This window comes from Rhizobium sp. CCGE 510 (assembly GCF_000292525.1).
Lineage (GTDB): Bacteria > Pseudomonadota > Alphaproteobacteria > Rhizobiales > Rhizobiaceae > Rhizobium.
The window spans coordinates 758717-776822 of record NZ_AEYF01000044.1; the positions used below are offsets into that span (position 1 = coordinate 758717).

The following is an 18106-nucleotide window of genomic DNA, read 5'->3' on the forward strand; positions in this document are numbered from 1 at the left end:
ATTATGCAGCCTCGATATCCTTGCGGGCCGCACTCGCAAGGAAAGCCGAACGGGTCAAGCCGCGCTCTTTCGCAGCCTTGTCAATTGCCTCCAACATGCCTTTGTCGAAGGTTACATTGGCTCGAACGGTGCGCGTGGTATCCTCGATAAAAGGAACGCGCGTCAGAAAAGCACCCTCGGCCAGCTGCGTGCGGATATCCTGCCGGGAACTGATCTCGTCGTATGAGGAGGGCATCGGCAGGATTTCGTCTTCCGCCCAAAGGCGAAGTGCTTCTATGGCGCAAGCGGTGAGGTCTTCTTCCTCATCGGCAGCGGAGAATACCGCCGGCAGATCTGGAAAGCTGATACCAAAAGCGCTGTCTCTGTCCTTATGCACGAGGGCAATGAAATATCTCATGATTTGTCACTCACACTCCACCCGGCCTGCTTTGCAATAGCAAGCGCGGTGCCGGTCGGCAGATCCTTTTTCGGGTGCGGCACGATGATGGTCTGATCGCCTCTTCGAAGCTTGTGATGCGAGCCTTTAATCGAAACGACTTCGAAGCCTTCCCGCTTCAACCTGGCGATGATCTTCTGACTGTTTCGCTCCACGGACCGCCCCATAATCCTTTTTCCAATATAACTCTCCCGGACAAAACAGCAAGGCCATGCGCATTATGATGCGCATGGCCTTGGAACTTCGGAATAGGGCTCTTATTCGACGTCGGCTCCGCGCAACATGTCCAGCGTCGGCATGGAGGTGACGTTAAAACCGGCGTCGACGAAATGGATTTCACCGGTGACGCCGGCGGAAAGGTCGGAAAGCAGGTAGAGAGCCGAACCGCCGACCTGATCGATGGTCACGGCCTTGCGCAGCGGTGCATTGCGCTGGTTCCAGGAAAGGATGGCGCGCGCATCGGAGATGCCGGCGCCGGCCAGCGTGCGGATCGGGCCGGCCGATATGGCGTTGACGCGGATGCCGCGCGGACCGTAATCGGCGGCGAGATAACGCACCGAAGCCTCGAGCGCTGCCTTGGCGACGCCCATGACGTTGTAATTCGGGATGACGCGGGTCGAACCGTTATAGGTCAGCGTCAGCATCGCACCGCCATCCTCCATCAACGGAGCGCAGCGCTTGGCGATCTCGGTGAAGGAGAAACAGGAAATGACCATGGTGCGGCTGAAATTCTCACGCGTCGTATCGGCGTAGAGACCCTTCAGCTCGTTCTTGTCGGAAAAACCGATGGCGTGGACGATGAAATCGAGCTTGCCCCAGCGCTCGCTGATCGCGTCGACCACGGTATCGACCGAGGCGACGTCTTCGACATCGCAGGGCAGAACGAAATCCGAGCCGACCTCGGCAGCGAGCGGCTTGACGCGCTTGCCCAGCGCATCGCCCTGATAGGTAAAGGCGAGTTCCGCACCCTGTGCGGCGAGAGCTTTTGAAATCCCCCAGGCGATCGAATGGTTGTTTGCGACGCCCATGATGAGGCCGCGCTTACCCTGCATGATTCCCGACATGTGGTTATCCGTTATAGCGCTGGAAGACCAGCGTGGCGTTGGTGCCGCCGAAGCCGAAGGAGTTGGAGAGGGCGATGTCGACCTTTGCATCGTCGATACGCTTGCGCACGATTGGCACGCCTTCGAATTCCGGATCGAGCTCGGAGATATGAGCGCTTTCGCCGATGAAGCCATGCTGCATCATCAGCAGGGAATAGATCGATTCCTGCACGCCGGCTGCACCCAGCGAATGGCCGGTCAGTGACTTGGTCGACTGAATATGCGGGATCTTGGCGCCGAATACCTCGCGGATGGCGCCAATTTCCTTGCTGTCGCCGACCGGCGTCGAGGTACCGTGGGTGTTGACATAGTCGACATCGCCTTTGACGGTGGCGAGCGCCTGGCGCATGCAGCGGATGGCGCCCTCGCCCGAAGGGGCGACCATATCGTAGCCGTCCGAGGTTGCGCCGTAGCCGACGATTTCGGCGTAGATCTTGGCGCCGCGGGCCTTGGCGTGCTCCAGCTCCTCGAGCACCAGCACGCCGGCGCCGCCAGCGATGACGAAACCGTCGCGGTTGACGTCATAGGCGCGCGAGGCCGTATCGGGGGTATCGTTGTACTTGGAGGACATGGCGCCCATGGCATCGAAGAGATTGGACATCGTCCAGTCGAGATCTTCGTGGCCGCCGGCGAACATCACGTCCTGCTTGCCCCATTGGATCATCTCGGCGGCGTTGCCGATGCAGTGCGCCGATGTCGAGCAGGCCGACGAAATCGAATAATTGACGCCGTGGATTTTGAACCAGGTGGCGAGCGTGGCCGATGCGGTCGAGGACATCGCCTTCGGCACGGCGAAGGGGCCGATGCGCTTCGGGCTGTTGTTCTTCACGGTGATCTCCGCCGCCTCGATCAGGGTGCGGGTAGACGGACCGCCTGAGCCCATGATGATGCCGGTGCGCTCATTCTGAGCGTAGTCCTTCTCTTCGAGCCCGGAATCGGCCAGTGCCTGCTTCATGGCGACATGGTTCCAGGCGCCGCCCTGCGACAGGAAGCGCATGGCGCGGCGATCGACCAGTTCCGCCAGCTCCGCCGAACCGAGCTTGGGGCTGCCCCAGACCTGGCACTTGAAACCGTGTTCTGCGAAGTCGCTGGAGAAGGAAATACCCGACTTTGCCTGCCGCAAGGATTCGGTGACTTCGGCGGCGTCGTTTCCGATCGAGGACACGACACCCAGACCCGTGACAACTACCCGTCTCATCTGATCAAACCTTTTTGTTTCGTGAGCCGCTTGAGGTGCGGTTCAGGCCGTCTTGTCTTTCGAGAGACCGACGCGAAGATCGGCCGCCTGGTATATGGTCTCGCCATCGGCCTTCAGCCAGCCGTCGGCCGTGCCGAGGACCAGACGGCCGCGCATGACACGCTTGAAGTCGATGCCATATTCGATCAGCTTCGTCTGCGGCCTGACCATGCCCTTGAATTTCACTTCGCCGGTTGACAGCGCCATGCCGCGGCCTGCCTCGCCGAGCCAGCCCAGGAAAAAGCCGGTCAGCTGCCACATGCCATCGAGGCCGAGGCAGCCCGGCATGATCGGATTGCCTTCGAAATGGCAGGGAAAATACCAATCGTCAGGACGTACGTCGTATTCGGCCCTGAGGTAACCCTTGTCGAAGGTGCCGCCCGTTTCGGAAATATCGGTGATCCGGTGAACCATCAGCATGGGCGGCAGCGGAAGCTGCGCGTTGCCGGGCCCGAACAGCTCGCCATGTGCGCAGGCGATGAGTTCGTCGTACGAGAAGCTGGATTGTCTGGTCGTCATAAAGTTTCTTTTCCCTCCCGCGTGAGCCCATGGATGTGAACGTGTAGTCCAAGTTCTTCAGAAAATGAAGCACGATCAAGGCAGCTTCATTCACGGTCCTGGACCAAGCTTGCGCTATTATTTGGTGGTCGCATACAGGAAGGCCAGGGCTGCGACCAGACCTATTTGCGTCAAAAGCCCGTTTTGGCCGCGTTTATCAGGCTCTTGTCCCCATTGAACTATTGAAAGGCTCCGGTGCAAAAGTTATACCGCTTGAAGAAACATGATTGATTTATGCAGGAATAACCGGAGTTGGTTTTGATGACGGGTGCACTCCCGATCGCAATAGAGGTCAGGCTGCGCGGCGCGGGCCTGCGCCCCACCCGCCAGCGTGTCGCGCTTGGCGACCTCCTGTTTGCCAAGGGTGACCGGCACCTGACCGTCGAGGAACTGCATGAAGAGGCGGTCGCCGCCGGCGTGCCGGTATCACTGGCAACCGTCTACAACACGCTGCACCAGTTCACCGAAGCCGGTCTGATCCGCGTTCTCGCCGTCGAGAGCGCCAGGACCTATTTCGACACCAATGTTTCCGACCACCACCATTTCTTCGTCGAAGGCGAAAACGAGGTGCTCGATATTCCGGTCAGCAATTTGACGATCGCCAATCTGCCGGAACCGCCGGAGGGGATGGAAATCGCCCATGTCGACGTGGTGATCCGCCTGCGGGCGAAGCAGCGCTGACGCCGCTTCACATCACATCGTCGGGATGCCGGCCGGGCTTGTGCCTGTAGGTCGGGAAGGTCCAGCCAAACCACAGTGCTCCGCCGCGCACCGCAAAGGCCGCCACGACGCCGCAGGCAGACGCCAGATAGAGCGGCATTCCCAGGCCATTGGCGAGCGTGAACACACCGGCGCCGATAAGGGCTGCAGTCACGTAGATTTCCGGCCGCAAAAGCACCGAAGGCTCGTTTGCCATCAGATCGCGCAGAATGCCGCCGAAGGTCGCCGTCAGCGTGCCGGTGACGATCGCGATGGTCGGCGAACCGGTGGCGGCAAGGCCCTTGGCGGCGCCGAGCACGCAATAGGCGGCAAGACCGATCGCATCCAGCCAGATCAGCAGGCGATAGCGCGATTCCAGCAGGTGGGCGGTAAAGAAAACGACGACGCCCATGACGCAGCAGACGAGGATATAGGCGGGGTTCAGCACCCAGAAAACCGGCACGCGGCCGAGCACGATATCGCGCACGGTGCCGCCGCCCGTTCCCGTGACCATGGCGAAAAACAGAAAGCCGATCAGGTCCAGCTGCTTGCGCGAGGCGGCAAGCGCGCCTGTCGCAGCAAATAGCGCAATGCCGGCATAATCGAGATAGACGAGCAAGGACATGCGGACCCCGGAACCGGCAGAAGTTTTACGGAAAGAACCATGGCGGCAAGGGCGGCGCAAGGCGGCGCGGCCATAAAGCCGGGTGATGGAGCCTTTATCCAAAAGAGGAAAGCTGTGAAAACGCTGGTGCTCGCCGTTCTGAATATCGTCCTGCTGCTCGTCATGCCGGCTGTCGCCTTCGGCCAGCAATCGCTGATTTCCGATCCGGAGATCTACGAGAAGAAACATTTCCAGGAGCAGTGCAAGACGGCCGAATTCGCCGACGGCTTCGTCACCCGGCAGGACATCAACAATGACGGGCTGATCGACGCGGTGGTCAACGAGGGCGAGCTCACCTGCGACGGGCAGAAGGGGCCGCAATGCAATGACGACGGCTGCACCTATAATTTTTACCTGCAGGTGGCGGAAGGCGGTTATTTCATGATCGCGACGGCGCAGATCTATGGCTACGACTTCGTCCAGCGCTTCGGCAACATGGTGCTGGCGATGAAGATGCATCCGCGCTTCTGCGACCGCACCGAAGGTGACCCCTGCATCGTGACGGCCCGCGTCCGCGGGACGAAATTCGTCACCATTTCGAAGAAGTGACTCAGCCCGGATAGAGCTCCGACGTCCGGCCGGCGAGATAATAGCCGACCAGGCCGTACCATTCGCGGATCGCCGTCGCCATGTTCTGCGCATTGAGGTTCGGCTGGGTGAAATCCAACCCCGGCCTCACCTCACCGTCGGTGCGATAATCGGTCGGCCAGGGCACGATATCGATGCCGAGCTTGCGGAAGATGCCGACGGAGCGCGGCATATGAAAACCCGAGGTGATCAGCAGGCAACTGGAAAGCCCCTGGCTTGCGAGGAATTCCTTGGTATTGACGGCGTTTTCGAAGGTGGTGCGCGACTGCTTCTCCTCGATCAGGCGATCCCTGCCGACGCGGAAGAGCGGGAAGAAACGCTCGGATGCCGCGGCATCGCCTTCGTAGATGCCCGAAAGCGAGCCGTCGCCGCCCGACACCAGAATGCGCGACTGCGGAAATGTCTGCGCGAGCCGCAGAGCTTCGATGAAGCGGTCGGCCGCGGCGTTGAATTCTATGCCATGGCGCGCCGTGTTCACCTCGTTTTCGAAAGCACCGCCGAGCACGATCATGCATTGCAGGTTCTCCGGATCAGCCGCGGGCTTTGCGAAGCGCTGCTCGAGACCCTGCATCATGAGGTTGCCGGCCGTGGTGTAGAGCGTGACGAAGAGGATCAAGACCGAACCGGCTGCGCCGAGGAGACTCAAGATACGCCAGCGCAGAAGGCCGGCAATGAGCGCAAGGAAGACGAGAAGGAATACCAGCGACAGCGGCTGAGCGAAAATCCAGACAAGCTTCGAAATCAGGAACAAGACCTACTCCTTCAGGACGGACGGCGCTCCTTCCTATCCGATTCGACGGTGACAGGAATGCGACGGCTCTATTTCGCCCGCGCGACGGCCGATCGATGCGGCGCGATCTTCTGGTTGAAGCGCCGCTGGAGCGGCCGGGGGATGAACCTGGCGACAAACGCCAGCACCATGGCAAAAAGGGAGACCAGCCACAGCGCATGCGCGCCGGTCAGCCGCGTCAGGAGGGCGCCGGCAATCGCCCCGAGCAGCATGCCGCCCCAGGGCACGATCTGGATCGTCCATTCGATACGGCGATCGCCGATGATCCAGCGGCCGATGCCGCGGCCGAAGCGCGACAAGGCGCCTGTGACATAAGTCAGCCCGATCGGCAGGCCTTCGATTTGCTCGACAGCGGCGTTCACCATGCCCATGGCAAGAACGATCAAATAGAAGCGCGCCAGCAGCAAGTTTTGCATCGTCATCATCGAAGCAAGTGCGAGGACGAGGCCGACGCATCCAAGCACCACGAAAATGCGGCGTTGCGAAAAATGGGCGATGACAATGCCGGCCGCATTGCCGAGCACGAAAACCAGGATGGCGGAGATCAGTACAGCGGCGTGATAGAGGTTGCCCTGGCTCAAGGCCAGTGCGGCCCGCGTCGTATTGCCGGTCATGAAGGAGACAAAATCGCCGGTCAGCAGCAGGCCGGTCGCATCGGTCATGCCGGCAAGAAACGAAATCGATCCAACGAGGGCGATCCCGGTCACGGTCCGTCGGGTGCGGATGAGGCGGCGGCGTCTTGCTCTGGTCATTGCGGGTCCTGAAGCCGAATCGCTGAGATTTCGGCAACAAGGATAATTCCTTTCATTGAGGAATTGGCAAAGACGACCAGGAGGGAATGGAGCTTGACTTGAACGGCAAAACTATTTCGGCCATAGAGACAGCGTTGCTTCAGATCGAAGCTCCGTAAGCGTTTACGTCAATCAACGCGCAATCCGCCGGTCGGCGATGCGCAATTGTTCTGATCGGCAGCTTATGGAGATCAACATGCCAAGGGCAAACTTCCCAAACGTTACAATTCCGTCGTCATGCCGCTCATTCTGTCGCTGCTGATGACCTCAGTCGTCTCGGCCATCAGCATCCTTCGAGTATAGGGCCTGACCGCGCCGGCTCTTGCCATGTGGCCCTCCGCATGGGCGCTTTCCTGGGCAATCGCCTTTCCCGTCCTGCTATTGATGCTGCCGGTGGTGAAGCGGGTGACGGCGGTTATCGTCGAGATGTGAGGCGCGAGGCGCCGGCGGGCTGTGGGAGCGGTCTGCCGGGGCGACGCGGGGAGGCTAGAGTTTACCTGGATCCGGATCCGGCTGGACCAATCTCTTGCCGGCAAAAGCTCTGCCGGAATGCGATTTCAGGTATGTTTCGAATTCAAGGGCTTTGTGCTTGTCGGGAAAGGCGCAATACCAGAGCAAATTCCATGGTGCGAATTTGGCCGTGTGGGTGGATTTTCCGGCGTTGTGAGCGGCGAATCGTTGTTTCAGATCTGCGGTAGAGCCGGTGTATTCCTGATCGGGAAAATCAACGCTGCGGAGAATATAGACGTACCACATCAGCGTTTCAGCCCGTCGTCGCCCTTCGGGCTATGCCGGGCACTGCTTCGGCCTAACGGTCTCTCGCGGCTGCGCCACGCGAAGCCCGTAAGGGCGAAGCGTGGTGGAGCTAAGCGGGATCGAACCGCTGACCTCTTGCATGCCATGCAAGCGCTCTCCCAGCTGAGCTATAGCCCCATCAAGGTGGTCCGGCTGAGCGCCGGTCCTGGGATACTCCTCAAGGCGTGCCCTTCGGAGTGGCGGCTTATTACTTCCGGTTTTCGGAGATAGCAAGCCTAAATAATCCGGCCCGGAGAATTTTTTCCTCACCGGGCCGAAATGTAGCCGTCAGACTTCGTCTTCGTCGCCGGTCACGCCGATGATATCGCTCATGTCGTCGTCGTCATCGTCTTCGTCGGGTGTCAGGAAGGTATCGTCGTCGTCATCGTCTTCGATTTCGACATCGTCGTCGCCGATATCGGGGATGTCGTCGCCGGAGGCGGCTTCATCGGCATCCTCAAGCGAAACCAGTTCGACTTCAGTGTTTTCAGTATCGACTTCCGCGACCTCGTCTTCCTCGGCAACGTCGGCGATCGCCGAGGTTTCCTGGAAGAAGGACAGGGGGTAGGACTTGCCGGTATAAGGTGAAACGACCGGATCCCGGTTCAGATCATAAAACTTCTTGCCGGTTTCCGGATCGGTACGCTTGGTTCCAAGTTCCGCTTTCGCCACTATAAGCCTCGTGAGAATGGCCGAATGCGAGATTCGGCAAATGCCGATCAAGCCGGCGTTCCATCGGAATTTATAAGCCGGTCCCCTTAATCGCTGTGGCTTCCCATGTCAAAGCCAAACTTTAGGATCAGAGCGCAGGCTATTTCCGCGGCCGCCGGATGACCGGCCGGCGGGTGTATGGTAACGAGCCGCGGCAGCCGCAGAGCGTAGCGAAGATTGTCGTCGGAAAAGGCGGCCTTGCGAAGGAAATGCTATGCGTTTACAAATGATTACGCTATGCATGGCTCCGCGCCAAGGCCTGTGAGCCCGCGGCCCCAGGATCGATCACATGACAATGAAGACCTTTACCATCGCCATCGATGGCCCGGCCGCCGCCGGCAAGGGCACGCTTTCGCGCCGCATCGCCGAGCGATACGGCTTCCATCATCTGGATACGGGCCTGCTCTATCGCGCCACGGCCAAGGCGCTGCTCGACGCCGGTCTGCCGCTCGACGACGAGGCGGTGGCAGAAAAGGTCGCGCGCGAGGTTGAACTCGCTGGATTGGATCGCGATATACTTTCCAAACATGAGATCGGTGAAGCCGCCTCGAAGATAGCCATCATGCCGGCGGTGCGTCGGGCGCTGGTCGAGGCGCAGCGGCGGTTTTCGATAAAGGCGCCGGGTACGGTGCTCGACGGGCGTGATATCGGCACGGTCGTCTGCCCGGATGCGCCCGTCAAACTCTATGTATCGGCGACGCCGGAGGTCCGGGCAAGACGCCGTTACGACGAGATTCTCGGCAAGGGGGCGACGGCCGATTTCGATGCGATTTTCGAGGACGTCAAACGGCGCGACGAACGCGACATGGGACGGGCCGACAGCCCTTTGAAACCAGCTGATGATGCGCACTTGCTTGATACGTCGGAAATGAGTATAGAGGCCGCGTTTCAAGCTGCACAATCGATCATCGATGCGGTCTTGAGCCGAAATGCCTAAATTGAAGCGATTTCGCATGCTGAGACGCATGGATCGCTGTTAATGCAGCCTGAAATTCCGTCCAAGCGCCGGATTGCCCTCGTGAAAGGGGGCGGACTGGGTTCAGGCCCGTTCAACGCAAACCAACCGGCGCGTACGTGTCCGCTTCGCTATCAGGACACGCAGGAGATTTTATGTCAGTAGCTACTCCCTCTCGCGAGGATTTCGCGGCCCTTCTCGAAGAGTCCTTTGCCAAGAACGATCTGGCCGAAGGCTATGTTACCAAGGGTATCGTCACGGGCATCGAAAAGGATGTCGCCGTTGTTGACGTCGGCCTGAAGGTCGAAGGCCGCATCGCGCTCAAGGAATTCGGCGCCCGCGCCAAGGACGGCCAGCTCAAGGTTGGCGATGAAGTCGAAGTTTACGTTGAGCGCATTGAAAACGCGCTCGGCGAAGCAGTTCTGTCGCGCGAGAAGGCTCGCCGCGAAGAAAGCTGGGTCAAGCTCGAAGCCAAGTTCGAAGCCGGCGAGCGCGTCGAAGGTGTGATCTTCAACCAGGTCAAGGGCGGCTTCACGGTCGACCTCGACGGTGCGATTGCCTTCCTGCCGCGTTCGCAGGTCGATATCCGCCCGATCCGCGACGTCACTCCGCTGATGCACAACCCGCAGCCCTTCGAAATCCTCAAGATGGACAAGCGACGCGGCAACATCGTGGTTTCGCGCCGTACGGTTCTGGAAGAGTCCCGTGCCGAGCAGCGTTCTGAAATCGTTCAGAACCTCGAAGAAGGCCAGGTTGTCGACGGCGTCGTCAAGAACATCACCGATTACGGTGCGTTCGTCGACCTCGGCGGCATCGACGGCCTGCTGCACGTAACCGACATGGCATGGCGCCGTGTGAACCATCCGTCGGAAATCCTGAACATCGGCCAGCAGGTCAAGGTTCAGATCATCCGCATCAACCAGGAAACCCACCGCATCTCGCTCGGCATGAAGCAGCTCGAGAGCGATCCGTGGGATGGCATCCAGGCCAAGTATCCGGAAGGCAAGAAGATTTCCGGTACCGTTACGAATATCACCGACTACGGTGCATTCGTCGAGCTGGAGCCGGGCATCGAAGGCCTGATCCACATCTCGGAAATGTCCTGGACCAAGAAGAACGTTCACCCCGGCAAGATCCTGTCCACGACTCAGGAAGTCGAAGTCGTCGTTCTCGAAGTCGATCCGTCCAAGCGCCGTATCTCGCTCGGCCTCAAGCAGACGCTGGAAAACCCGTGGGCAGCATTCGCCCGCAGCCATCCGGCCGGCACTGAAGTCGAAGGCGAAGTCAAGAACAAGACCGAATTCGGCCTGTTCATCGGCCTCGACGGCGATGTCGACGGCATGGTGCACCTCTCCGACCTCGACTGGAACCGTCCGGGCGAACAGGTCATCGAGGAGTTCAACAAGGGTGACGTCGTCAAGGCCGTCGTTCTCGACGTCGATGTCGAGAAGGAACGTATCTCGCTCGGCATCAAGCAGCTCGGCAAGGATGCGGTCGGCGATGCCGCTGCATCGGGCGATCTGCGCAAGAATGCAGTCGTTTCCTGCGAAGTCATCGCAGTCAACGACGGCGGCGTTGAAGTGAAGCTCGTCAACCACGAGGACATCACTTCCTTCATCCGTCGCGCTGACCTCGCCCGCGACCGCGACGAACAGCGTCCTGAGCGCTTCTCGGTCGGCCAGGTCTTCGACGCCCGCGTCACCAACTTCTCCAAGAAGGACCGCAAGATCATGCTGTCCATCAAGGCTCTGGAGATTGCGGAAGAGAAGGAAGCCGTTGCCCAGTTCGGTTCGTCCGACAGCGGCGCTTCGCTCGGCGACATCCTGGGCGCAGCCCTGAAGAACCGCGGCGGCGAATAAGCCTCGCATCCGCCTTTGAATTGAAGAACCCGCCGGAGCGATCCGGCGGGTTCTTCATTTTCGGGCGGTAAAAAATTATTCCCAGCCGACCATGCGCTGATAGAGCGCATAGACCGGGTCGGCGGCCGCGCCTGACTGATACGGCGTCGGCTCGGAATCAATCATCCTCGGCGTCCTGCGCTCAGGTGCCGCGCTGGCAGCTTCCAGATCGGGCGTGGCATCCCCGCTGCCCGACTGCGCCTGATCCTCCTGCTGTTCATCCCCTTGCTGCTGCTCTGGCGGCGCCCCATCGTGGTGGTGCTGATGCTGTGGGCTCGTCTCACCCGCCTTCTCGTTCGACGGGACATCCTTGGCAAACTGGTAGGGCAGTTGCGTATAGGCAAGTCCTTCCGGCATCCTTGCCGCCAGCGGTAGATAGGCAGCCTCGGCCGTCTCGGGAATCGGCATCATTGGCGGCGGCGCGGCGGTCTCTTTCGGCTGGCGGGCAGCCGCTGCCACGAACTCGGTATCCATCGGCGAAGGGCGAAGCGCTGCGGACTGGCGCGCATCGGGTGCTGCTAACTCCGCCGGCTGCCTGGTCAAGGTTTCGGCCGCATCGCTGATGACCGCTTCGTCGAGGATCACATCGATCTCGACGGCTGCCTCGACGGGACCGTCCTCCAAGACGGCTTCGATATCCTGCTCGCGGATGATGGTGACGATCAACTCGGAGACCTCTTCGGTCATCGAAGCGACAATGCCCGTCCAGTTCCTGGGAATGACGGGATCGCCTTTTTCCGACACCGTGCGAGGCTGGACGGCCGGCGTTTCCGGCGTTTCCGCCGCGTCGTCAGCCGCTGTCGCTTCAGCCGGCAAGGCCTGCGCGGCGTCGATCTCCTGCGGGGCGGATTTATCAGGGGCGATCTCGTTTGCCGCCGCCGACGCGGACTGCGCCCGGTTTTCAGCCTGCGGCCTTTCAAAATCGGCCGTGTCCACGGCTTCTGCGATGACCGCTTCGTCGGTGGTTGCCAAAGCTGCGGCCTCGATCAGCGGATCGGCCGCCACGGACAGCTTGTCTGGGGGCTGGCGCATGGCGGCGGGCCCGCTGTCCTCATGCAGCTGGATCTCCGGCCGGGTTTCGGCGCGCATCGGCGACGCGTCGTTCTGGCCATAGGAGCGCACGACGGCGCGAGCGGCGAGATCGCGATCCTTGTAGCGGAGAATTTCCAGATAGGCGACGATGCGGGCAGCTTCCGGGCCTGTAGGGTTCTTCAGGGCCGCGGCGATCGTCCGAAGCGGCAGGCTATGGCCTTCTCCGGTGAGTTGGCGCTCGAGCTCGTCGATCCTGACGGCCGGCAGCCGCTGGATGGCATCGGCAAGCCGGGAGGCGAAGGCAAGATTGGTCTCGTCCTCGCCGCGATCGAGCGAGATCGCGCGGCCGGCGGCGTCGATGGCATCGAAAAGGGCTTCGACCATGCGCTCACGCGCGGCAAGCAGCAGGATATTGAGCTTGCCGGCAATGGCGGAATTCAGGTCGGCGGCTTCAACGGCGTTAACAGGCGCGGGCGCAATCACGGAACGGCCGAGGCCGCCGGCGACGATCGCCGCAGTCTGGCCTTGGGACGAAAAGCTTGCATTGGACGCTGCACGAACGGGAGTCAACATGGCATGCTCCTTTCGCAAAGTGACGATGAAAGCAGGCTCTATAAAAGGACCGCGCTCATCCGGCCCCCTTGCATCCCAGCAGATCCTCCTATCCGCATGACGCAATTGCGTCATCGAAATGCATAAACATTAATGGGAATTTTAGGAAAGAGGCGTTAACGAATCGCTAACGCCGCGGACACGCCGGTCGACGGTCCCTATTTTCATGCATGTCGCAGGCAATTTACTCAGCTATGGGCGAAGATATCGGCCTCTTCCCAGCCGAGCAGGTCGAGCTTGGCGCGGGTCGGCAGGAATGCAAAGCAGGCCGTCGCATGGTCGAACCGGCCGTCGCGAAGCAGGCGCTCCGTCAGCTTGTCGCGCAACGCGTGCAGATAGAGCACATCGGATGCGGCATATTCGAGCTGGGCTTGAGACAGCGGCTCGGCCGCCCAATCGGACGATTGCTGCGCCTTGGAGACATCGACGTCGAGCATTTCCTTGAGATTGTCCTTGAGCCCGTGGCGATCGGTATAGGTCCGGATCAGGCGCGAGGCGATCTTGGTGCAGAACACCGGCGTCGTCGTGACGCCGAAAGTATGGAAGAGCACGGCAATATCGAAGCGGCCGTAATGAAAGATCTTCTGATGAGTGGGATCTTCGAGCAGGGCGACAAGATTGGGGGCTTCTTTCTGGCCGGCGGCGATGCGGATGACGTCGGCGGTGCCGTCACCCGGCGAAAGCTGGACGACACAGAGCCGATCCCGGCGCGGCACCAGGCCGAGCGTTTCGGTGTCGATGGCGATTGCGCCGGTGTAACGGGCGGCATCGGCCGCGGAAATATCGCCTACGTGATAACGTATGGTCGCCGCCATGAGACTATCTCTCGTTCGAATGTCAGGCTGAACCGGCCTGAAATCGTCGTGTTTTAGCGCTATAGCGCAAAGCCGCAACATGCGAAACCGCTTCCTGTGCGGATGGGTCAGAATGTCGGCGGCGTGTTGATCCACAGAAGCACGGTTTCGCCGTCGTGGCGGTTGCGCCAGGAATGATAGCGGCGGCTTTCGAAATAGAGCGAATCGCCCGGGCCGAGATCGAAAAACTGATCGCTGTCGAGCACCAGTTCGAGCCGGCCGGCCAGAACATGCATGAATTCCTCGCCCTCATGGCGATAGGCGCCCTCGCTGGCCGCCCCCGGCGCCAGCACGAAACGGTGGCAATCCATCATCCTGCGGCCTTCGGCGAGCAACTGCACCGCGACTCCCGGCGTTGTTTCAGGCCAGGTGCGCCACGCCCCGGCACGCACCACAGCCGACCCCTCCTCGTTTTCCTCGCCGGAAAGGCGCGAGACGGTGGTGCCGTAATACTCGGCAAGGTCATGCAGGGTCTTGAAGCTCACGCCCTGCGAGGTGCGTTCCAGCGTCGAGAGCGTCGAAGCGGTGATGCCGATGTCGCCGGCCACCTGATCGAGCGTCTTGCCGCTCGCATGGCGCAGGCTGCGCAGCTTGCGGCCAAGGCCGGCGCCCTGACTTGCCTCCGCACCATCGGCCGGAGGCTCCTCCCCTTCCAGGGCCTCGCGGATTGCCGCGGGATTGAGGCCACGTTCGACACGAAACCAGGATATGCGCTTCAACCGCGCCACATCGTCGGCGCTGTATTGCCGATGGCCGGTTTCCGAACGGCCGGGAACCAACAGGCCCTGGCTTTCCCAGAGGCGCAGCGTCGAAGCCGAAACGCCCGCCAGCCTTGCGGCCTCCGCCACCTTGTAGCGTACAGGCCCGCTATCGTTCATCCAGAAACATCCCGATTCCAATCGTCTGGGAGCATTCATCAAAACGGGTGATGTTTGAAGCAAAAAATGCCGCTTGTTTTCTTGCAGGAAAAATGTAGGAGTTTTCTACATGCCTTGCAGAACTTCTGCAAGATAATTCCAACCCCTTTTCAGCGCAGGAGCACATTCGATGAACGCGACAAACCTTACCGACCGGAAGAACGCCGCCATCTCCCGCGGCGTCGGCATGACGACCCAGATTTATGCCGATCGCGCAGAAAATGCCGAGATCTGGGACAAGGAAGGCCGCCGTTACATCGATTTCGCCGCCGGCATCGCCGTTCTCAACACCGGCCACCGCCATCCGCGGGTGATCGCCGCAGTCAAGGATCAGCTCGACCGCTTCACCCATACCTGCCATCAGGTGGTGCCCTACGAAAGCTATGTGCATCTCGCCGAACGGCTGAACGTGCTGCTGCCTGGTGATTTCGAGAAGAAGACGATTTTTGTTACGACGGGTGCCGAAGCCGTCGAGAACGCCGTCAAGATCGCGCGTGCCGCCACCGGCCGCTCGGCGGTCATCGCCTTCGGCGGCGGCTTCCATGGCCGCACTTTCATGGGTATGGCGCTGACCGGCAAGGTCGTGCCCTACAAGGTCGGCTTCGGCGCGATGCCCGGCGATGTCTTCCATATTCCTTTTCCGGTCGAACTGCACGGCGTCACCGCCGATCAGTCGCTCGCAGCCCTGAAGAAGCTCTTCGCCGCCGATGTCGATCCGCAGCGGGTCGCCGCCATCATCATCGAGCCGGTGCAGGGTGAAGGCGGTTTCTACTCCGCCCCCGCCGCCTTCATGAAGGCGCTGCGCGAACTCTGCGACCGGCACGGCATCCTCCTGATCGCCGACGAGGTGCAGACCGGTTTTGCCCGCACCGGCAGGATGTTCGCCATGGATCATCACGAGGTGGCGCCGGACCTGACGACGATGGCAAAGAGCCTCGCCGGCGGCTTTCCGCTCGCCGCCGTCACCGGCCGCGCCGAAATCATGGATGCGCCGGGACCGGGCGGGCTCGGCGGCACCTATGGCGGCAATCCGCTCGGGATCGCTGCCGCCCACGCCGTGCTTGACGTCATCAAGGACGAAGACCTCTGCGGCCGCGCCAACCAGCTTGGCGGACGGCTGAAGCAGCGGCTGGAATCACAGCGCGAGACCGTGCCCGAGATCGTCGATATCCGCGGACCGGGCTTCATGAACGCCGTCGAATTCAACGACCGGACGACGGGATTGCCAAGTGCGGAATTTGCCAATCGGGTGCGGCTGGCAGCACTCGACAAGGGCCTGATCCTGCTCACCTGCGGCGTCCACGGCAACGTCATCCGTTTCCTCGCGCCGATCACCATCCAGGACGAGGTTTTCGGCGAGGCGCTCGACATTCTCGAGGCCTCGATGCTGGAAGCGAGTTCGACCAAGTAACCGCACCCTAGAGCGGTTCAGCTTTTCACGGAAACGCAGAACCGCTCTAACTTTTTGTTTTTACGCAATTCCGGACGGAAAACCGCTGCGCACTTTTCCTGGAATTGCTCTAGCCGGATTTCAGCGGCTGCCGGCAAATGGCGGCCGCACTCCCAAGGAGGATATGACATGGCTTTCACCACCGCGCTCACCAAGCACATTCCCTTTTCCTCGCCGTTCCTGCGCGCCGCCGGTTATATCGACGGCGTCTGGACGGCTGGTGATGCGACGAAGACCTTCGACGTGCTCAACCCGGCAACCGGCGAACTGCTCGCTTCATTGCCCGATATGGGTGCTGAGGAAACGCGGACGGCGATCGATGCGGCGCATGCCGCACAGCCGGGCTGGGCTGCCCGTCCGGCCAAGGAGCGCAGCGCCATCCTGCGCAAATGGTTCGACCTGATGGTCGCCAATGCCGACGAACTCGCGGCGATCCTGACTGCCGAAATGGGCAAGCCGTTTCCGGAAGCGCGCGGCGAGATCCTCTACGCCGCGGCCTATATCGAATGGTATGCGGAGGAGGCCAAACGTATCTACGGCGAGACGATCCCCGCACCCTCCGACGACAAACGGATGATCGTCATCAAGCAGCCGGTCGGCGTCGTCGGCACGATCACGCCATGGAATTTCCCGGCGGCAATGATCACCCGCAAGATTGCCCCGGCGCTTGCTGTCGGCTGCACCGTCGTCTCGAAGCCTGCCGAACAGACGCCGCTGACGGCGATCGCGCTTGCCGTGCTTGCCGAACAGGCCGGCATTCCGGCCGGCGTCTTCAACGTCATCGTCGGCGTCGACAGCCCGGCGATCGGCCGCGAGCTCTGCGGCAATGACAAGGTGCGCAAGATCAGCTTCACCGGCTCGACGGAGGTCGGCCGCATCCTGATGCGGCAGTGCGCCGACCAGATCAAGAAGGTGAGCCTGGAACTCGGCGGCAATGCACCGTTCATCGTCTTCGACGATGCCGATCTCGACGCCGCCGTCGAGGGCGCGATCGCCTCCAAATACCGCAATGCCGGCCAGACCTGCGTCTGCGCCAACCGCCTCTACATCCAGTCCAACGTCTATGACGCCTTTGCGGCCAAGCTTGCCGCCAAGGTCGCCGAAATGTCGGTCGGCGACGGCTTCAAGGCGGGCGTCGTGATCGGGCCGCTGATCGACGCGCAGGGCCTTGCCAAGGTGGAAGACCATGTCGGCGACGCGCTTGCCAAGGGCGCCAAGGTGCTGACCGGTGGCAAGCGCATCGACGGCGCCGGCACCTTTTTCACGCCGACGGTGCTGACCGGCGTTGCCCGCGGCATGAAGGTAGCGCGCGAGGAAACCTTCGGCCCTGTGGCTCCGCTCTTCCGCTTCGAGACAGTGGAGGATGTCATCGCCCAAGCCAATGATACGGAATTCGGCCTGGCCGCCTATTTCTATGCCGGCGATCTGAAGAAGGTCTGGCGGGTAGCGGAAGCACTGGAATACGGCATGATCGGCATCAATACCGGCATCATGTCGTCCGAGACCGCACCCTTCGGCGGCATCAAACAATCCGGCCTTGGCCGCGAAGGCTCGCGGCACGGCGCCGACGATTATCTGGAAATGAAATATCTCTGCATCGGCGGTGTTTGATCCGTCGTCTCATGGCGCAAGATACCCGACGACACGCGGCATTGCGCCGGGTGTCGTCAATAGTGCGGCGGGCGGGTGATCGCTGGCGCGTCCAGCGACTGCTCCTCGAGCGACAGGAAGCGTTCGGTCAGCCGGTCGAGCTTGGTGCGCATCTGCTCAACCGTCTTCCATTGCTCGGTCAGCTGATCGGAAAGCTCTTCGATCGTCTTTGCCTGGTAGGCCAGCATTTCTTCCAGTCGGGTGATGCGGTTCGTCTCGTCGGACATCGATCCTCCTTTGCCGAAACCGGCAGAACAGATGGTTCTCCCAAAGCGGAAATAGGCCGCCGCGTCAATGCTTTCGATGGCCGGCAGAACCATGCCCAAAACTGTACCGTTCAGTTACCAAAAGACCTTGCCGCGCCTG

Annotated in this window: 20 protein-coding genes, 1 tRNA gene and 1 pseudogene; 7 read left to right on the forward strand and 15 right to left on the reverse strand. The window is 61.0% G+C overall.

What is annotated here, in order from left to right; translation table 11 throughout:
• Position 1 precedes the first annotated feature (1 nt).
• The 5 genes from RCCGE510_RS23785 to fabA all read right to left on the reverse strand — a co-directional run bounded on the left by RCCGE510_RS23785 (position 2) and on the right by fabA (position 3295).
• Positions 2–397, reverse strand: a complete 396-nt coding sequence (locus tag RCCGE510_RS23785; RefSeq protein ID WP_007634182.1) for a type II toxin-antitoxin system HicB family antitoxin — start codon at positions 395–397, stop codon at positions 2–4.
• Positions 394–591, reverse strand: a complete 198-nt coding sequence (locus RCCGE510_RS23790; RefSeq protein ID WP_037079572.1) for a type II toxin-antitoxin system HicA family toxin — start codon at positions 589–591, stop codon at positions 394–396. Before RCCGE510_RS23790 ends, RCCGE510_RS23785 begins: the two co-directional genes overlap by 4 nt.
• A gap of 102 nt (positions 592–693) precedes the next feature.
• Positions 694–1500 carry an enoyl-ACP reductase FabI gene (gene fabI, locus RCCGE510_RS23795; RefSeq protein WP_007634184.1) on the reverse strand — a complete coding sequence of 269 codons (807 nt, stop codon included), beginning with the start codon at positions 1498–1500 and terminating at the stop codon, positions 694–696.
• 4 nt (positions 1501–1504) lie between these two features.
• A complete protein-coding gene (fabB, locus tag RCCGE510_RS23800) occupies positions 1505–2737 on the reverse strand; it encodes a beta-ketoacyl-ACP synthase I (RefSeq protein WP_007634185.1) in 1233 nt (410 codons plus the stop codon).
• A gap of 42 nt (positions 2738–2779) precedes the next feature.
• Positions 2780–3295, reverse strand: a complete 516-nt coding sequence (fabA, locus tag RCCGE510_RS23805) for a 3-hydroxyacyl-[acyl-carrier-protein] dehydratase FabA (RefSeq protein WP_007634186.1) — start codon at positions 3293–3295, stop codon at positions 2780–2782.
• 300 nt (positions 3296–3595) lie between these two features.
• On the opposite strand from fabA, the gene irrA reads away from it, so the two are divergent.
• Positions 3596–4015: an iron response transcriptional regulator IrrA gene (gene irrA / locus RCCGE510_RS23810; RefSeq protein WP_007634187.1), complete on the forward strand. Its 420-nt coding sequence runs from the start codon at positions 3596–3598 to the stop codon at positions 4013–4015.
• A gap of 7 nt (positions 4016–4022) precedes the next feature.
• Here the strand turns inward: irrA and RCCGE510_RS23815 are convergent, their stop codons facing one another.
• Entirely contained in the window at positions 4023–4658 is a 636-nt protein-coding gene (locus RCCGE510_RS23815; RefSeq protein ID WP_007634188.1) for a trimeric intracellular cation channel family protein, read from the reverse strand.
• 114 nt (positions 4659–4772) lie between these two features.
• On the opposite strand from RCCGE510_RS23815, the gene RCCGE510_RS23820 reads away from it, so the two are divergent.
• Positions 4773–5246 (forward strand): hypothetical protein, encoded by a 474-nt coding sequence (locus RCCGE510_RS23820; RefSeq protein WP_037079580.1) that lies wholly within the window; start codon positions 4773–4775, stop codon positions 5244–5246.
• 1 nt (position 5247) lies between these two features.
• On the opposite strand, the gene RCCGE510_RS23825 is transcribed toward RCCGE510_RS23820, so the two are convergent.
• Together RCCGE510_RS23825 and RCCGE510_RS23830 are read right to left on the reverse strand one after the other, a co-directional pair.
• Positions 5248–6036 (reverse strand): YdcF family protein, encoded by a 789-nt coding sequence (locus tag RCCGE510_RS23825; RefSeq protein ID WP_007634191.1) that lies wholly within the window; start codon positions 6034–6036, stop codon positions 5248–5250.
• Positions 6037–6104: 68 nt separating this feature from the next.
• Positions 6105–6827: a YoaK family protein gene (locus RCCGE510_RS23830; protein ID WP_007634192.1), complete on the reverse strand. Its 723-nt coding sequence runs from the start codon at positions 6825–6827 to the stop codon at positions 6105–6107.
• 276 nt (positions 6828–7103) lie between these two features.
• Between RCCGE510_RS23830 and RCCGE510_RS23835 the strand changes: the two are divergent.
• Positions 7104–7298: pseudogene (locus RCCGE510_RS23835) on the forward strand (DUF2798 domain-containing protein).
• Between the two features lie 54 nt (positions 7299–7352).
• Here RCCGE510_RS23835 and RCCGE510_RS23840 read toward each other — a convergent pair.
• The 3 genes from RCCGE510_RS23840 to RCCGE510_RS23850 form a co-directional block, all read right to left on the reverse strand.
• The gene (locus tag RCCGE510_RS23840; protein WP_007634194.1) at positions 7353–7622 is read right to left on the reverse strand and encodes a GIY-YIG nuclease family protein; all 270 of its coding nucleotides are present in this window, start codon (positions 7620–7622) and stop codon (positions 7353–7355) included.
• A gap of 101 nt (positions 7623–7723) precedes the next feature.
• Positions 7724–7799: transfer RNA gene (locus tag RCCGE510_RS23845), tRNA-Ala, on the reverse strand.
• A gap of 150 nt (positions 7800–7949) precedes the next feature.
• Entirely contained in the window at positions 7950–8333 is a 384-nt protein-coding gene (locus tag RCCGE510_RS23850) for a TIGR02300 family protein (RefSeq protein WP_007634195.1), read from the reverse strand.
• Between the two features lie 328 nt (positions 8334–8661).
• Here RCCGE510_RS23850 and cmk point away from each other — a divergent pair, with 328 nt between their 5' ends.
• Both cmk and rpsA read left to right on the forward strand, forming a co-directional pair.
• Positions 8662–9309 carry a (d)CMP kinase gene (cmk, locus tag RCCGE510_RS23855; protein ID WP_007634196.1) on the forward strand — a complete coding sequence of 216 codons (648 nt, stop codon included), beginning with the start codon at positions 8662–8664 and terminating at the stop codon, positions 9307–9309.
• A 173-nt stretch (positions 9310–9482) separates the two neighbouring features.
• Positions 9483–11186: a 30S ribosomal protein S1 gene (gene rpsA, locus RCCGE510_RS23860; RefSeq protein WP_007634197.1), complete on the forward strand. Its 1704-nt coding sequence runs from the start codon at positions 9483–9485 to the stop codon at positions 11184–11186.
• A 75-nt stretch (positions 11187–11261) separates the two neighbouring features.
• On the opposite strand, the gene RCCGE510_RS23865 is transcribed toward rpsA, so the two are convergent.
• The 3 genes from RCCGE510_RS23865 to RCCGE510_RS23875 form a co-directional block, all read right to left on the reverse strand.
• On the reverse strand, positions 11262–12830 hold the full coding sequence (locus tag RCCGE510_RS23865; protein WP_007634198.1) for a hypothetical protein: 1569 nt from the start codon (positions 12828–12830) through the stop codon (positions 11262–11264).
• A gap of 227 nt (positions 12831–13057) precedes the next feature.
• Positions 13058–13684, reverse strand: a complete 627-nt coding sequence (locus RCCGE510_RS23870; protein WP_007634200.1) for a ribonuclease D — start codon at positions 13682–13684, stop codon at positions 13058–13060.
• 107 nt (positions 13685–13791) lie between these two features.
• Complete coding sequence (locus tag RCCGE510_RS23875; protein WP_007634201.1) at positions 13792–14601, reverse strand: MerR family transcriptional regulator; 810 nt, start codon at positions 14599–14601, stop codon at positions 13792–13794.
• A 169-nt stretch (positions 14602–14770) separates the two neighbouring features.
• Here RCCGE510_RS23875 and RCCGE510_RS23880 point away from each other — a divergent pair, with 169 nt between their 5' ends.
• Both RCCGE510_RS23880 and RCCGE510_RS23885 read left to right on the forward strand, forming a co-directional pair.
• Positions 14771–16051 (forward strand): 4-aminobutyrate--2-oxoglutarate transaminase, encoded by a 1281-nt coding sequence (locus RCCGE510_RS23880; RefSeq protein WP_007634202.1) that lies wholly within the window; start codon positions 14771–14773, stop codon positions 16049–16051.
• A 168-nt stretch (positions 16052–16219) separates the two neighbouring features.
• The gene (locus RCCGE510_RS23885) at positions 16220–17701 is read left to right on the forward strand and encodes an NAD-dependent succinate-semialdehyde dehydrogenase (protein WP_007634203.1); all 1482 of its coding nucleotides are present in this window, start codon (positions 16220–16222) and stop codon (positions 17699–17701) included.
• A 56-nt stretch (positions 17702–17757) separates the two neighbouring features.
• On the opposite strand, the gene RCCGE510_RS23890 is transcribed toward RCCGE510_RS23885, so the two are convergent.
• Positions 17758–17967: a SlyX family protein gene (locus tag RCCGE510_RS23890; RefSeq protein ID WP_007634204.1), complete on the reverse strand. Its 210-nt coding sequence runs from the start codon at positions 17965–17967 to the stop codon at positions 17758–17760.
• Between the last annotated feature and the right edge of the window lie 139 nt (positions 17968–18106).

Bases quoted from the DNA above. Each gene is read 5' to 3' on its own strand.
- RCCGE510_RS23785 (WP_007634182.1), bottom strand. From the start codon at position 397: ATGAGATATTTCATTGCCCTCGTGCATAAGGACAGAGACAGCGCTTTT.
- fabI (WP_007634184.1), bottom strand. From the start codon at position 1,500: ATGTCGGGAATCATGCAGGGTAAGCGCGGCCTCATCATGGGCGTCGCA.
- fabB (WP_007634185.1), bottom strand. From the start codon at position 2,737: ATGAGACGGGTAGTTGTCACGGGTCTGGGTGTCGTGTCCTCGATCGGA.
- fabA (WP_007634186.1), bottom strand. From the start codon at position 3,295: ATGACGACCAGACAATCCAGCTTCTCGTACGACGAACTCATCGCCTGC.
- irrA (WP_007634187.1), top strand. From the start codon at position 3,596: ATGACGGGTGCACTCCCGATCGCAATAGAGGTCAGGCTGCGCGGCGCG.
- RCCGE510_RS23815 (WP_007634188.1), bottom strand. From the start codon at position 4,658: ATGTCCTTGCTCGTCTATCTCGATTATGCCGGCATTGCGCTATTTGCT.
- RCCGE510_RS23830 (WP_007634192.1), bottom strand. From the start codon at position 6,827: ATGACCAGAGCAAGACGCCGCCGCCTCATCCGCACCCGACGGACCGTG.
- RCCGE510_RS23840 (WP_007634194.1), bottom strand. From the start codon at position 7,622: ATGTGGTACGTCTATATTCTCCGCAGCGTTGATTTTCCCGATCAGGAA.
- cmk (WP_007634196.1), top strand. From the start codon at position 8,662: ATGACAATGAAGACCTTTACCATCGCCATCGATGGCCCGGCCGCCGCC.
- rpsA (WP_007634197.1), top strand. From the start codon at position 9,483: ATGTCAGTAGCTACTCCCTCTCGCGAGGATTTCGCGGCCCTTCTCGAA.
- RCCGE510_RS23865 (WP_007634198.1), bottom strand. From the start codon at position 12,830: ATGTTGACTCCCGTTCGTGCAGCGTCCAATGCAAGCTTTTCGTCCCAA.
- RCCGE510_RS23870 (WP_007634200.1), bottom strand. From the start codon at position 13,684: ATGGCGGCGACCATACGTTATCACGTAGGCGATATTTCCGCGGCCGAT.
- RCCGE510_RS23875 (WP_007634201.1), bottom strand. From the start codon at position 14,601: ATGAACGATAGCGGGCCTGTACGCTACAAGGTGGCGGAGGCCGCAAGG.
- RCCGE510_RS23880 (WP_007634202.1), top strand. From the start codon at position 14,771: ATGAACGCGACAAACCTTACCGACCGGAAGAACGCCGCCATCTCCCGC.
- RCCGE510_RS23885 (WP_007634203.1), top strand. From the start codon at position 16,220: ATGGCTTTCACCACCGCGCTCACCAAGCACATTCCCTTTTCCTCGCCG.
- RCCGE510_RS23890 (WP_007634204.1), bottom strand. From the start codon at position 17,967: ATGTCCGACGAGACGAACCGCATCACCCGACTGGAAGAAATGCTGGCC.